Source organism: Actinokineospora sp. (assembly GCF_050699995.1).
Taxonomy (GTDB): domain Bacteria; phylum Actinomycetota; class Actinomycetes; order Mycobacteriales; family Pseudonocardiaceae; genus Actinokineospora.
Window position 1 is genome coordinate 1 of record NZ_JBOHGC010000020.1, and the last position, 12,604, is coordinate 12,604.

General features: G+C 69.6%; 19 protein-coding genes. All 19 read left to right on the plus strand.

The features are described 5' to 3' along the window. A partial coding sequence (locus ACRDSQ_RS01220; protein WP_431418006.1) for a hypothetical protein occupies positions 1 to 434 on the plus strand: 434 nt, incomplete at its 5' end. Positions 435 to 439: 5 nt separating this feature from the next. After that, positions 440 to 877: a hypothetical protein gene (locus ACRDSQ_RS01225; protein ID WP_431418008.1), complete on the plus strand. Its 438-nt coding sequence runs from the start codon at positions 440 to 442 to the stop codon at positions 875 to 877. 136 nt (positions 878 to 1,013) lie between these two features. Further along, positions 1,014 to 1,391, plus strand: a complete 378-nt coding sequence (locus ACRDSQ_RS01230; RefSeq protein ID WP_431418010.1) for a hypothetical protein — start codon at positions 1,014 to 1,016, stop codon at positions 1,389 to 1,391. Positions 1,392 to 1,535: 144 nt separating this feature from the next. Further along, positions 1,536 to 1,832 (plus strand): hypothetical protein, encoded by a 297-nt coding sequence (locus ACRDSQ_RS01235; RefSeq protein ID WP_431418011.1) that lies wholly within the window; start codon positions 1,536 to 1,538, stop codon positions 1,830 to 1,832. Positions 1,833 to 1,890: 58 nt separating this feature from the next. After that, entirely contained in the window at positions 1,891 to 2,211 is a 321-nt protein-coding gene (locus ACRDSQ_RS01240) for a hypothetical protein (RefSeq protein WP_431418013.1), read from the plus strand. Positions 2,212 to 2,403: 192 nt separating this feature from the next. Further along, the gene (locus ACRDSQ_RS01245; protein WP_431418014.1) at positions 2,404 to 2,652 is read left to right on the plus strand and encodes a hypothetical protein; all 249 of its coding nucleotides are present in this window, start codon (positions 2,404 to 2,406) and stop codon (positions 2,650 to 2,652) included. A gap of 53 nt (positions 2,653 to 2,705) precedes the next feature. Further along, entirely contained in the window at positions 2,706 to 3,269 is a 564-nt protein-coding gene (locus ACRDSQ_RS01250) for a hypothetical protein (protein WP_431418015.1), read from the plus strand. Next, a complete protein-coding gene (locus ACRDSQ_RS01255) occupies positions 3,253 to 4,521 on the plus strand; it encodes a PBSX family phage terminase large subunit (protein WP_431418016.1) in 1,269 nt (422 codons plus the stop codon). The genes ACRDSQ_RS01250 and ACRDSQ_RS01255 overlap by 17 nt, the downstream gene beginning before the upstream one ends. A 17-nt stretch (positions 4,522 to 4,538) precedes the next feature. Next, a complete protein-coding gene (locus ACRDSQ_RS01260) occupies positions 4,539 to 5,039 on the plus strand; it encodes a hypothetical protein (protein ID WP_431418018.1) in 501 nt (166 codons plus the stop codon). Then, positions 5,036 to 5,248, plus strand: coding sequence for a hypothetical protein (locus tag ACRDSQ_RS01265; RefSeq protein ID WP_431418019.1), 213 nt, complete (start codon positions 5,036 to 5,038; stop codon positions 5,246 to 5,248). The genes ACRDSQ_RS01260 and ACRDSQ_RS01265 overlap by 4 nt, the downstream gene beginning before the upstream one ends. Positions 5,249 to 5,251: 3 nt before the next feature. Then, positions 5,252 to 6,829, plus strand: a complete 1,578-nt coding sequence (locus tag ACRDSQ_RS01270; RefSeq protein WP_431418021.1) for a hypothetical protein — start codon at positions 5,252 to 5,254, stop codon at positions 6,827 to 6,829. A gap of 3 nt (positions 6,830 to 6,832) precedes the next feature. Continuing rightward, positions 6,833 to 8,827: a phage minor capsid protein gene (locus ACRDSQ_RS01275; protein WP_431418023.1), complete on the plus strand. Its 1,995-nt coding sequence runs from the start codon at positions 6,833 to 6,835 to the stop codon at positions 8,825 to 8,827. Beyond that, positions 8,827 to 9,093: a hypothetical protein gene (locus tag ACRDSQ_RS01280; RefSeq protein ID WP_431418024.1), complete on the plus strand. Its 267-nt coding sequence runs from the start codon at positions 8,827 to 8,829 to the stop codon at positions 9,091 to 9,093. The genes ACRDSQ_RS01275 and ACRDSQ_RS01280 overlap by 1 nt, the downstream gene beginning before the upstream one ends. Before the next feature lie 102 nt (positions 9,094 to 9,195). Further along, positions 9,196 to 9,933, plus strand: a complete 738-nt coding sequence (locus ACRDSQ_RS01285; RefSeq protein WP_431418026.1) for a hypothetical protein — start codon at positions 9,196 to 9,198, stop codon at positions 9,931 to 9,933. Between the two features lie 25 nt (positions 9,934 to 9,958). Further along, positions 9,959 to 10,969 carry a major capsid protein gene (locus ACRDSQ_RS01290; protein WP_431418027.1) on the plus strand — a complete coding sequence of 337 codons (1,011 nt, stop codon included), beginning with the start codon at positions 9,959 to 9,961 and terminating at the stop codon, positions 10,967 to 10,969. Then, positions 10,969 to 11,331, plus strand: coding sequence for a hypothetical protein (locus tag ACRDSQ_RS01295; protein WP_431418028.1), 363 nt, complete (start codon positions 10,969 to 10,971; stop codon positions 11,329 to 11,331). The genes ACRDSQ_RS01290 and ACRDSQ_RS01295 overlap by 1 nt, the downstream gene beginning before the upstream one ends. After that, positions 11,328 to 11,900, plus strand: coding sequence for a hypothetical protein (locus ACRDSQ_RS01300; protein ID WP_431418029.1), 573 nt, complete (start codon positions 11,328 to 11,330; stop codon positions 11,898 to 11,900). Before ACRDSQ_RS01295 ends, ACRDSQ_RS01300 begins: the two co-directional genes overlap by 4 nt. Before the next feature lie 61 nt (positions 11,901 to 11,961). Next, positions 11,962 to 12,237, plus strand: a complete 276-nt coding sequence (locus ACRDSQ_RS01305) for a hypothetical protein (protein WP_431418031.1) — start codon at positions 11,962 to 11,964, stop codon at positions 12,235 to 12,237. A 3-nt stretch (positions 12,238 to 12,240) separates the two neighbouring features. After that, the gene (locus tag ACRDSQ_RS01310) at positions 12,241 to 12,588 is read left to right on the plus strand and encodes a hypothetical protein (protein WP_431418033.1); all 348 of its coding nucleotides are present in this window, start codon (positions 12,241 to 12,243) and stop codon (positions 12,586 to 12,588) included. Positions 12,589 to 12,604 lie beyond the last annotated feature (16 nt).

Here is a 12,604-nt window from a genome sequence, read left to right on the forward strand (position 1 = left end):
GGCTCGACGAGTTCGCCCGCGAACTCCTCGACGTCCAGCTCGCCCTACGCCGCGCCAACCGCGAACTCGACCGCACCATGCGCCTCGGCCCCTGCCCCACCGTCGTGAAGACCGAGCACGACGACCGGGGCAGGATCAGCGTTGAGATCACCTGCGCCGCGACCCTGCGCATCAAGATCGGCCACGACACCATCACCTGCCGCGCCTGCGACACCAGCTGGCCGCGCGCCTGCTGGGCGAAGGCCCTCGGCGACCCCTGGGTCGACTACGCGGCCCTCTCCGAGACGCTCGCCGTACCGGTCGGGACGCTCTGGCGCTGGGCGCACGAGGACGGCTGGCGCACCTCCGGCACGCGCGCCCGCCGCCTCGTCCACCGCGACGACGCGCTCGACTCCCACGCGCGACGCCGTCAGCCCACCGAACAGGCAGGATGAACGCCATGAACACCCAGCTCTGGATCGTCGTGCGCCAGGTCCCGGACACACCGGCTGAGCTGCTCGCCGCGTTCGCCGATCGCATCATGGCCGTCGCGGCCGCTGCGGAACTCGGCAAGGGGCACTTCGCCGCACCGTGCCCCACCGCCGACATCTGGTCCGTCGTGCACACCTGGTCGTGCCGCGCCGAGGTGTCCGGGGGCACGGTGACGGAGCTGCCTCCACACCAGCTGTTGGGCGCGTCCCGCCTGGTCCTGCCGGGGGAGACGGCACCGAGCGTGGAGAGCGTCATCGTCGACCAGGACGCGGCCGAGCTGGAATCCGCCGTCCACGGCCGGACCGTCGCCTACGTGACCGCGCACGCCGCGAGTGCGCAGCGGGCGGCGGAACTGGCCCACGAACGCGCCTGGGAGCTTGCAGCCGAGCAACGCGCGGCCGAGTGATCCACACCACCCTCCGTCTACTTGCGATAGTGTCATGCGACATGACAAGATCTACATGTCCGCAAGGGACAAGCCCCCGCAACCAGGGAGCTAGCACCTCCCGCGAGGGTCAACTAAATAGAGGGATGGAGTCCGAATGGGCTACCCAGGTGAAGACGGGCGCTACTACGGCGTCCGCTACGCCGAGTCGGCAAGCGACTCGCTGTACGTCATCGCCGGACGAATCCTGAGCGACCTCAAGGTCGACCAGGGAGAGGACCGGATGCCCCCGAGCGCGGTGATCATCATCGCGATCGACGGCGACCGGATCAACGTCCAGGTCCACGTGCAGCGAGACGAGGAGTTCGAGACCTACGGTGCGGAGAGCATCCGCGCACGGGTCAACACCGTGTGCCAGCGCTACAACTGGGCCGGGATCGAGAACAAGTCCGACGTCCGCTACCGCGCAACTTGCTCGGTTCGGATCGTTCGCGGAAGGCTCGACGCGAGCACGCTCGGGAGCCTGATCGGCTAAACCAGTCCGGGGCGGCGGCAGCCAGTCGCCGCCCCGGCGTCCCGACTCCACCCCTCCCTCGAACAGCGGAAACCCCGGCCGGGTCTAGCACACCCGACCGGGGCGAGGAAAGAATCCGACGCCAGCCTACACGGAGGCCACGCCATGGCACCCCCGAAGAAACCCGCACCCGAGGCCGAACTCGCCGCGGTTCGCACCGTGGCCGAGCAGCTGGCCGACGTCGAGCGGGAAGCCGCTCGCCTGCGCGCCGTCCGCAACGCCGAGATCCTGGCCGCCAAGCTCGCAGGCGCAACCGGCGACCAGCTCGCCGCGGCGGCCCTGATCAAGCGGCAGAACGTCCACGCCGTGCTCAGCGAAGCCGGCTACAACGCGGACCTCACGCCCGCGGTCGCGGCCCGGCTCGTCGAGCGCCTGCGCCGCGCCGCCATGCGCGACGTGTAACACCCAGGCTGATCAACTCGACCCTCTCAGCACGACGATCGAGAGCTGAGGGTCCAGCGTGGACGTTGTCATCACGGTCATGAACTACATGTTTCCCGTGTTCGTACTCGCCTTCTGCGTGTACCTGGTGATCATGAACAACAAGCTCCGCCGCGAACTGACTCAGGCGATGGTCGAGGGTCACCAGGGTTTCGCGAAGCGCAGTCTCGAAGTGGCCTACAGCCTGTTCGAGAACGGTCACGTGAAAGAGGCTGCCCTGTTCGACGACCTCGCAGAGAAGTCCGAAGAGTTCGCTGCCCGACTCCAAACCAAGGAACCTCGCGGCCTCGTCCGCCGCCTTCAGCGTGGCGGTTTGCGCGCTGACCAGCACCGAAGGTAACTTGATCCATAGTGGTGCATTGCGCCCACGGAGACTCCAGCCCCGACCGGACCCCCAGCCGTCGGGGCTGGCCCACGTTGAAGTCACACACCGATCCTCGAACATACGTTCTACGCTCGCTCCCTGCTGGACACGCCGTACACCCGATGGCAGGGAGACCAACTCCACGGGCGAACGCCGAAGATGACTCCGGTGTGGGTGCGACTCGACACCCTCTTTCCGCCCTTGCCCGACTCGGCCCGCGCGACCGTGGCAGACGGTCTGCTGCTGTCGGGCACAGTGCCCGGCCTACTCCACGGGTGGTTCCGCTCGTCGACCGGCGCATGGCTCGGCGCGGTCAACTACGAGATCCGATACGCCGACGGCCGATCACGGACCGTCTGGCTTGCTGACCAACTGGTCCCCCGCGAGGTGCTGACCCCGCGCGACGACGCGAGGTAGCAGTACGACATCCCCGCCCGTCGGCCACGTCCGCGCCAGGGGGTGATGCCCTCGTGGCAAGCACTCGCAAGCCCACCGGCAAGGCGATCCCTGCCAAGACCCGCGACGCCATCCTCGACGACGTCCGCGCTGGCGGACTCAGCGTCCGGCAGATCGCCGAGAAGCACCGCGTAAGCCGGTCCACGGTGTCCACCTACGCCAAGGCCGCAGGCCTGCACGGCGGGTTCGACCGCACCAAGACCGCGGCTGCCACCGCCGCGCGCGTTGTCGACCTCGCGGCACGCCGCGCCGAGGTCTCCGAACTGCTCCTCGCCAAGGCCCGCGACCTCGTCGAGCAGATCGACGAACCGCACCTCGTGTTCAACATCGGCGGCAAGGACAACACCTTCACCGGGCGCACGCTCGACAAGCCGCCCACGGGCGACATCCGCAACCTCATGCAGGCTGCCAGCACCGCCCTGCAGCGCCACATCGAGCTGGACAAGTTCGACCGCGACCGCAACGGCGGGCCTGCGGCAGGCTTCGTCGGCGAGCTGGCCGCCGCGCTCGGCGTCGCCTACGACCAGATGGTTGCCGCCGAGAGCGAGGGCCAGGCCGCCGATGACGCTGGACCTTGACCGGATCTTCGGCATCGTCGGCCGCAAGCAGCTGCAATCGATCGTCGAGTCCGCCAAGGTCAAGACCGCCCTCTGGACTGGCGCCGTCTCCGCGGGCAAGACCATCGCTTCGCTGCTCGCGTTCGTGATCGCCCTGCAGGCCGCCCCGCGCACCGGCATCGTGATCATGGTCGGCAAGACGCTGCAGACCATCGAGCGCAACCTGATCGAGCCGCTGCAGTCCGAGCTGTTCGGGATGATCGCGTCCGAAGTCCACCACACGCGCGGCGACACCACAGCGATCATCATGGGCCGCGTCGTGCACCTGATCGGCGCGAACAACGTCCTCGCCGAGGACAAGATCCGCGGCTCGACCGTCGTCCTGGCCTACGTCGACGAGGCCACCCTCGTGCCGCGCGGGTTCTGGATGATGCTCATGTCGCGGCTGCGCGTCCCCGGCGCCAGGTGTTTGGCCACCACCAACCCCGACGGCCCGGCGCACTGGCTGCGCAAGGACTTCATCCTGCGCGCGGGCGAGCTGAACTTCGCTCACTGGCACTTCCGGCTCGACGACAACCCCAGCCTCACGGAGGACTACAAGCGCGAGCTGCTCGCCGAGTACGTCGGCCTCTGGCACCGGCGCTTCATCCTCGGCGAGTGGTGCCTGGCCGAGGGCGCCGTCTACGAGATGTGGAACCCCGACCGGATGGTCGTCGACGTCCTGCCGACGATGCGGCACTGGATCGGCGTTGGCGTCGACTACGGCACCACGAACGCCTTCTCGGCGCACATCCTCGGCCTCGGCGAAGACAACCGGCTCTACCTCACACACGAGTACCGCTACGACTCCCGGCTCGCCCGCAGGCAGCTCACAGACCCGGAGTACAGCGAGCGTCTCCGCGGCTGGCTCGCAACCGCCGAACAGCAGGCCGGCGCTCGACCTGACTGGATCTACGTCGACCCGTCCGCCGCGAGCTTCTCCCTGCAGCTGCACTCCGACGGCCAACCCAACGTCACGCACGCCGTGAACGACGTCCTGCCCGGCATCCGGACCCTCTCCGGCGTCATGGCGATGGACCGCTTCCGCGTGCACCGCAGCTGTCAAGGCTTCGTCGACGAGGTGCCCGGCTACAGCTGGGACGACAAGGCCGCCCAGGTCGGCGACGACAAGCCCATCAAGGTCGACGACCACAGCCTCGACGACGTCCGCTACGTCGTCCACTCCACCGAGCACCTCTGGCGCCCCGCACTACGCGCCCCGCTCGCCGCCTGACCCTCGAAAGGACCACAGTGGACACCGCACCCGGCCCGCAGGGAAGCCTCGAGCAGCCGCCCCGCGCGCATCACCCCTCCACGGCCGCGCTCCTGCAGTACTTCGACTACGCGCACCTGCCCGCCCGCCTGCGCCTGATCTCGCGGCCGTTCCACGACCTCGCGCACCTTATGGCCAGCGGCCTGACTGGTGGCGAACTCTCCGCGGGTCTGCGCCACCTGCTCCAGGCCAAGGACTGCATGGTCCGCGCGGCCCTGCCCTGCCACACCGTGACGCGCTCGCCGCAGATCGGCGACATGGTCCTGGCCATCGTCGACCCCGCCGCCAACAACGGCACCGACGAGGCGCCCGCGATCATCACCCGCGTCTTCACCGACGCCCTGGTCAACGTGCGGATCCTCGTCGACACCGGCGCGGTCCCACCGTGCAAGACGTCGGTGTGGCTGTACGCCACGCGCGAAGACGTCGACGCCAGCACGAACCCCAGTCATGCCGTGTTCTGGCCGCCGCGCGCATGATCCGCCGACGTCACGCCACACGCGACGAACTCGTCGGCCTGCTTGCGGAGGACGACCTCGACCGGGCCTCCGTGCGCGTGGTCGTCGAGCGCCTGGCGCGGCTGGGCGCACCGGTCGACGCGCTCGTCCGGATCGAAGTCGCCGAGCAGCTCGCCAAGCCGGCCATGCCCGAGTTCCGCCAGCCGCCCGAGGTACCTGGAGAGGGGTGACCCGTGCCCCTGCCCGACCGCAACACCAGCTGGCCGCCCGCGCGCCAGGCCGCCCAGCTCGACCGGCTCCGTGAGTACGACGCCTGGTACGCCGGTGAGCCCGACCGTCTGGCCGATGTCCTCGCCCACCGCCGCGATAGGAACACCCCCGCCGTGCGGATCCGGCCGTCGCAGCTGCGCGGCGGCGCAGTCGGCACGGTCGCCCGCTGGTTCTGGGGACAGCCGATCCCCGTCGGTGAGAAGCGATCCAAGATCCACGTCCCGCTTCCGGCGGACATCGCAACCGCGTCGGCCGACCTGCTGTTCGCGAAGCCGCCAGTGATCCGGTTCGAGAACACGGCGAACAGCGCGCGGTGGGAAGTCCTCGACGACAAGATGCGCCTACGGTCCCGCCTGCACGAGGCGGCCGAGGTGTGCTCCTCCTACAGCGGCGTATACCTGCGCGTGGGCTGGGACCAGGACATCGCCGGTCACCCGCTGATCACCGCCGTGCACGCCGACCATGCCGACCCGACGTTCCGCTGGGGCAAGCTTCGCGCCGTGACGTTCTGGGAAGACCTCACCGTCGACGGCACCGTCCACTGGCGGTACGTCCAGCGCCACGAGATGCAGGTCGACGCCGCGGGCAAACCGACCACGGCCATCGAGTTCAACGGGCTCTACAAGGGCACCGTGAACAGCCTCGGCGACCCGCAACCGCTCGAAGCCCATGAGCACACGAACGGCATGGAACCCGCGATCGACATCGGCCTGCCGATGCTGCCCGTGGTGTGGATCCCGAACATGCTCCCGTCCCGCGAGGCTCGGGCCGCGCCGGGCCGCAGCGACTTCGAGGGCGTCACCCCGTTGTTCGACTCGCTCGACGAGGTCTTCACGTCGTGGATGCGCGACATCCGTCTCGCGAAGGCCCGGATCATCGTCCCGAGCGCGTACCTGACGAGCCTCGGCCCTGGCAACGGCGCCGAGTTCGACGTCGAGCGCGAGGCGTACGAGCAGCTCAACATCCCGCCGACCAGCGACTCGGTCGGGATCACGTTGCAGCAGTTCGCGATCCGGGTCGACGAACACGAGCGCACGATGCTGCGTATCACCCGGCAGGCCGTCGGCACCGCCGGCTACAACGGCTCAACGTTCGGGCTCGACGAGTCCGGCGGCGGGCAGCAGACGGCGACCGAGGTGGACGATCGTCGCAATCGGACGATCCTCACGCGGGAGAAGAAGACGGCGTACTGGGGTGAAGGGCAGCGCGAGCTGGCCGCGATCATCCTCGCCGTGGACCGGTTGGTGTTCAAGTCCAACGTGGACCCGGCCGACCCGGCTGCCGTCGACTGGCCGCCCGGTGAGCAGGTCGACCAGCTCAAGCTCGCCCAGACCGTGCAGGCGTGGGACACCGCGCGCGCCGCCTCCACCGCGGTCAAGGTCCGGGCGATCCATCCGGACTGGGACGACCCCCGCGTGAAAGCCGAGGTCGCCGCCATCACGAAGGAACAGGGCATCGGCCCGGTCGAGGACCCCGGCAGCTTCACCGGCCGCAACCCTCCACCCGCGGACAAGCCGGAGACCAACCCCAACGAGGAGTAGTCGATGCCCGTTGACCGCACCCTCGCCGAGGGCCTGGCCGACGGGCTCGTCGACCTCTACCGCGAGGCCGAACAGTCCATCATCTCCGACCTCGCACGCCGGTTTCGTGACGGCATCGACCGGCCGACGTGGGCGGCGGACAAGCTCGGGTCGATCAACGACCTGCGCAACGCCACCCAGCGGCTCATCCGGGTGCTCGACGGCGACACCACCGGCAAGGTCGAGCAGGCCGTCGTGCTCGCGTTCGCCCGCGGGGGCGAGGCCGCGCTCGACGAACTGATGCGGCTCGGCGGGTTGGACCCGCGACAGCTCGCCGCGATCCGGACCGCCACCCCCGGCGCCGAGGCGATCAACCGGCTGATCTTCTCGCTGGTGTCGAAGCTGCGCGGCACGCATCTACGGATCCTGCGCTGGCCGCTGGATGTCTACCGCGACGTCATCGCCGCGGTGCTGCCGCAGACGCTGCTCGGCACCACCACGCGACTGGCCGCAGCGCAGCACGCCTACGACCGGTTCGTCTCCGCTGGGGTCACCGGGTTCGTCGACAAGGCCGGCCGCAACTGGCAGTTGTCGACCTATGTGGAAATGGCTGTGCGCACCGGCACCGCCCAGGCCGCCGTCGAGGGCCACCTCGACCGGCTCGGCGCCGCTGGAGTCGACCTGATCGTCGTCTCCGACGCCGTGCAGGAGTGCGAGCGGTGCCGCCCCTGGGAGGGGCAAGTCCTCGCGCGCACGGGCCCGTCAGGGCGGCGCACGGTCGAGCGGGAGCACGCCACGGTGGATGGCCGCACGGTCGAGGTGAAGGTCCGCGGCAGCGTCGACGAGGCGATCGCGAAGGGCCTGCTTCACCCGAACTGCCGCCACTCGCTCTTCGCCTACCTGCCAGGGATCACCCGCACACCGACGCACACCGCGGACCCGGACGGCGACAAAGCCCGCCAGCAGCAACGCGCGATCGAGCGGGAGATCCGCGCGGCGAAACTACAGCAGCTCGGCGCGCTCACGCCCGAAGCGCGCACCGCGGCGGATCGGAAGGTCCGCGACAAGCAGGCCAAGCTCCGCGACCACCTTGCCGACCATCCGGAGCTGAAGCGGTTGCGGTATCGCGAGCAGATCGGCGCTGGGAACCTTCCTCCGGCGCAAGCTCGCACGAAGACACCGCCCCCACCACCGCCACCACCCACCCCGAAGCCGAAACCGCAGCCCGCACGGCCTCCGGTCGTCGCTCGCCCGGCCATCGAGGTCGACCCGCAGACCGGGCCACGCATCGACGACCTCGTGCCCACCGGCCGACCCGACGAGACCCAGGTCGCAGCCATCCAGGAAGCCATCCGCGCATGGCTCAGCCGCGACTTCGGCGGCCTCACCGTCAAACCTGAGGGAATCGGCCCAAGCCGGAACTTCGTAACGATCAGCGGGAAGATCCTCACCGCCAACGGCGACAAGGCGGGCAACTTCACGCGGATCCTGATGCGCGGCGGCGGCGACCTGTCCGTCGAACACTCCTACCTGTACCTCTACCCGCAGCACCAGGGGCAGGGATTCGCCAAGGCGTTCAACGGCTTCCTCTACGACTGGTATCGAGCGTCCGGCGTGAAGTACGTCAAGGTTCACGCGAACATCGACGTCGGCGGTTACACCTGGGCGACCCAAGGGTTCGACTTCGAGGACGCTGGCTCCGCCGAGGGCATCCTCGAACGGCTGCAAGACGAGGTCGAATCGGTGCAGGAGGCCATCCGGTCCACCCGAGGCCGCACCAAAGCCGCACGCCCCGGTGATCAGGAACTCGCCGCGGTCGAGGCCAGCCTCGACCGCTCACAGGCACAGGTCGACGCCGCGCGGCATATCCTGGCCAGAGCGGACGAGCACCGGTTCGGCACCGACCATTACCCGTCGGCGTTCGAGATCAGCCAGTGCGGCCGCTACGAAGGCGCCAAGGAATGGATCGGCCGCCGTGTCATGCTCGACTCGGACTGGTACGGAGTGAGGTGGTTGTGATGGCCGACAAGCCGCGCGGCCGCCCCGTGCCGCCATCTCCCGAGAGGCGCCAGCAGCTCAACGCCCTCGCACAGCTGCACGACGACTGGGTCGACGAACACCTGCCCGACGCCGAGTTCGACGCACAGCGCGCCCGCGCGAAGACGCCGTCGGACTACAACCAGCATTACCTCGACGTGAACCCGCCCACCGCGGCGGCCGACGAGTTCTTCGAGCGCGCTCGCGCCTTGATGGGGCTGGACCCCGACACCGGCCTGCCCGCGTAGATCACCCCCAAAGCGCCCGACCACGCACCCCTCGAGGTCGGGCGCTTTGTCGTACCCGTCCCACCTCCGGCCTGGCGCCGGTTCTCGCCCCAGGAGGGCACCTTGCGCACCACCACGCTCCCGTTCCACGCCACCCTCGTCCACCCGCACACCGGCAAGCCGCTGCAGGCCATCGGCTACCGCCGCGACGGGCGCCCGATCTGGCCCGTCATGGGCGCCTCGCCCGACGACCCCAGCAACACCGATCCGGCCGGTGACCCCCCGGCGGGCGACCCGCCCACCGATTCGCCGCCCGCGGCCGACAAGCCCCCGGCCAGGCCAGCCGATGACACCGATGACCCGGTGAAGCTCAAGGCGCAGATTGCCGCACTCCGCAAGGAGAACGGCAAGGACCGCACCGACGCCAAGACCAAGGCCGCCGAGCTTGCCAAGGCCGAGCTTGCCCAGCAGATCGGCAAGGCTCTGGGCTTGGTCAAGGACGACGAGGCAGCCGACCCGGCCAAGCTCGCCGCGCAGGTCGTCGAATCCGCAGAGACGGCCCGCCAGGCGCAGGTCGAACTCGCCGTGTTCAAGGCCGCATCCCCCGCGGGCGCCGACCCGATGAAGCTCGTCGACTCCCGGTCGTTCATGGCCAAGATCGGCAAGCTCGACCCTTCCGCCGACGGGTTCGGCAAGAAGGTCGCCGACGCGGTCGCCGACCACATCAAGGACAACCCCACCAGCAAGGCCACCCCGGCCGCCCCGCCCCGATCTGGTGCCCCTGTGGGCGGCGGGGCACCTGCCACCGGCCGCCCCACGAGCCTCGGCGCCGCAGTCGGCGCGGCGCTCAGCGGCGGCTGACCACCCGAAACCAAGGAGATAGCCCGTGCCCGTCACCCTCGCTCAGGCGCAGGTCAACGTCCAGAACGACGTCGACTACGCCGTCATCGACAACCTGCGCCGCTACTCGTGGCTGTTCGACCAGATCGTGTTCGACGACACGGTCAATCCGGGTACCGGTGGCGGCACGCTGACCTACGGCTACACCCGCCTCACTCAGCCCGCCTCGGCCGCGTTCCGCGCGTACAACAGCGAGTTCGTCCCGTCGCAGGCCAAGCGCGAGCGCTACACCGCCGACCTCAAGCCCCTCGGCGGCGCGTTCACCCTCGACCGCATCCTGGCCAACCTCGGTGCCGCGACCACGAACGAGACCGTGTTCCAGCTGCAGCAGCAGCTCGTCGCCACTCGCATGAAGTTCCAGCAGGAACTGATCCTGGGCGACACCGCGGTCGACTCGCTGGGCTTCGACGGTCTGTCCAAGGCACTCACCGGCACCGTCACCGAGGTTGCCGCGACCCTGGCTGACTGGTCGCCGACGACGGTCGTCACGCAGGCTCTGGCCAATCAGCGTCTCGACGAGGTCGACGAGTGGCTCTCGCGCATCGTCCCGTCGCACGTCGGCGGCGGCGACCAGGGCACCCCCGGCGCACTGCCGCCAGGGGTGAAGGCCATCCTCGGCAACACCAAGTCCATCACCCGTTTCCGGGCGCTGGCGCGGTGGGCTGCGATGTACACCTCCACCAAGGACGACCTCGGCCGCCAGATCGAGAAGTACGGCGACTGGGTGCTCGTGGACCTCGGCGACCGGGTCGATGGCGCGTCCCCGATCATCCCGATCACCGGCGCCGGAGTCACCGACCTCTACGCGGTCACCTTTGGTCTCGACGCTCTGCACGGCGCGTCCGTCTCCGGCCGCCAGCTGGTCACCACCTACATGCCGGACTTCACCACCGCCGGCGCGGTGAAGACCGGAGAGGTCGAGATGGGCCCGGTCGCGATGGTCCTCAAGAACACCAAGGCGTGCGGCGTGCTGCGCGGGATCGACGTGGTGGGCTGATGAGCGACTACCGCATCACCGCACCCGTCGCCGAGTACAGCGGCAACACCGGCGGCTGCCAGTTCGCCAACGGCGTCTACCAGGGCCCGGTCGCACCGGGCCCGCTGGCCTACATGCGGGCCGCGGGCTACACCGTCGAGGAGATCGAGCCCGAGCCTCCGCACGACCCGCAGGCCACGGAGGACGCACCGGCCCTGACACTGCCCGCCAAGGCGGCTCCCAAGGCCGAGTGGGTCGAGGTCGCCGTCCGTGCGGCCCTGGCCGAATCCCCCGACGTCGACGAGACCGAAGCGCGCACCAAGGCCGACGCCATGACCAAGGACCAGCTCGTCGAGCTGCTGACCCCGAAGGAGGGCGCGTGAGCCAGCTCGGCGCCTACAAGGGCATCGTCCGCGATGCAATCGGCCACGTGAACTCGTGCGACCGACCCGACCCGACCGTGACGTTCAACCGGGCGAACCTGCCCCGTGTGGGCCTGGACGACGTCGCCGCGCTTGCCACCGGCGTGATGACCAGCGTGCCGATCTGGCTCAACGCCGGTGACCTGGTCACCTCGCTCACGTTCACCTCCGGCGGGACCGCGGCGGGCACGCCGACGAACTACTGGTTCGCGCTGTACTCCAGCGCGGCCACCCCGGCTCTGATGGCGCAGACCGCCGACCAGCTCACCGCGGCGTGGGCAGCGGACACGGTCAAGACCCTGGCGCTGGCCACCGCGCAGCGGATCGTCGCGTCCGGGCTGTACTGGGCGGCGTGCATGGTCACCGCGACCACCCCGCCGACCCTCGTCGGCACCATCGGCGCCAAGCCGGTACTCGCGGGCGAGGGCAACCTGTCGCAGACCTCGGGCGCAGGCCTGACCACCACGGCACCGGCGACGATCGCGACCCCGGCGTTCAAGCGCCAGTGCCCACTCGTCGTCGCGAGCTGATCGACTCACCGCCCGCCCCGGCATCCAGCGCCGAGGCGGGCGGTGTCCCGAAAGGACACACGTGACCGTCTACGAGAAGCTCGACGACCACGGCGTCGTGATCGAACGGGTCCAGCCCATCGACGGCGACCACACCGACACGATCCTCGGCTGCCTCGTCCTCGACGGCGACCCCCACTGGCGGATCGCGGTCACCCCCGACGAGCAGCTGGTCGCCAACGAACCGGCCGATGACGCGGCCGCGGTCGATCCGGTTGAGGTCATCGAGGACCAGGCCGCTCCCGTCTCCACGCCCAAGCCCAAGCCCGCGGGCAAGCGGGCCACACCCAAGGAGTAGCCCATGGCCCGCGTCATCCCCACCGTCGCCGCGAACAGTGCGACCGGTCTCGTCCTGGCCCTCGCCGCGGCCAACGCCGATGGCGACGCCGTCGTCAACAACGGCCGCAAGATCCTGCATGTGAAGAACGGCAGCGCGTCGTCGATCAATGTGACCGTCCTGCGCCCCGTCGCCGCCACCCCCGGCGGCATCCCCCTGGCGAACCTCGTCTACGCCATCGCCGCCGGTGCCGAGGCCGAGATTGGACCCTGGGGCTCCGAATGGCACCAGCCCAACGGCGAAGTGTGGATCGACTACAGCGCCGTCACCACCGTCACCCGGCAGGTCCGCGAGATGCCGCGGGTGATGTAGGTGGCTAGGGTCTACG

Excerpts from the sequence above, each read along its gene's own strand:
- ACRDSQ_RS01265 (WP_431418019.1), top strand. The coding sequence starts at position 5,036 with ATGATCCGCCGACGTCACGCCACACGCGACGAACTCGTCGGCCTGCTT.
- ACRDSQ_RS01255 (WP_431418016.1), top strand. The coding sequence starts at position 3,253 with ATGACGCTGGACCTTGACCGGATCTTCGGCATCGTCGGCCGCAAGCAG.
- ACRDSQ_RS01275 (WP_431418023.1), top strand. The coding sequence starts at position 6,833 with ATGCCCGTTGACCGCACCCTCGCCGAGGGCCTGGCCGACGGGCTCGTC.
- ACRDSQ_RS01295 (WP_431418028.1), top strand. The coding sequence starts at position 10,969 with ATGAGCGACTACCGCATCACCGCACCCGTCGCCGAGTACAGCGGCAAC.
- ACRDSQ_RS01230 (WP_431418010.1), top strand. The coding sequence starts at position 1,014 with ATGGGCTACCCAGGTGAAGACGGGCGCTACTACGGCGTCCGCTACGCC.
- ACRDSQ_RS01225 (WP_431418008.1), top strand. The coding sequence starts at position 440 with ATGAACACCCAGCTCTGGATCGTCGTGCGCCAGGTCCCGGACACACCG.
- ACRDSQ_RS01235 (WP_431418011.1), top strand. The coding sequence starts at position 1,536 with ATGGCACCCCCGAAGAAACCCGCACCCGAGGCCGAACTCGCCGCGGTT.
- ACRDSQ_RS01310 (WP_431418033.1), top strand. The coding sequence starts at position 12,241 with ATGGCCCGCGTCATCCCCACCGTCGCCGCGAACAGTGCGACCGGTCTC.
- ACRDSQ_RS01280 (WP_431418024.1), top strand. The coding sequence starts at position 8,827 with ATGGCCGACAAGCCGCGCGGCCGCCCCGTGCCGCCATCTCCCGAGAGG.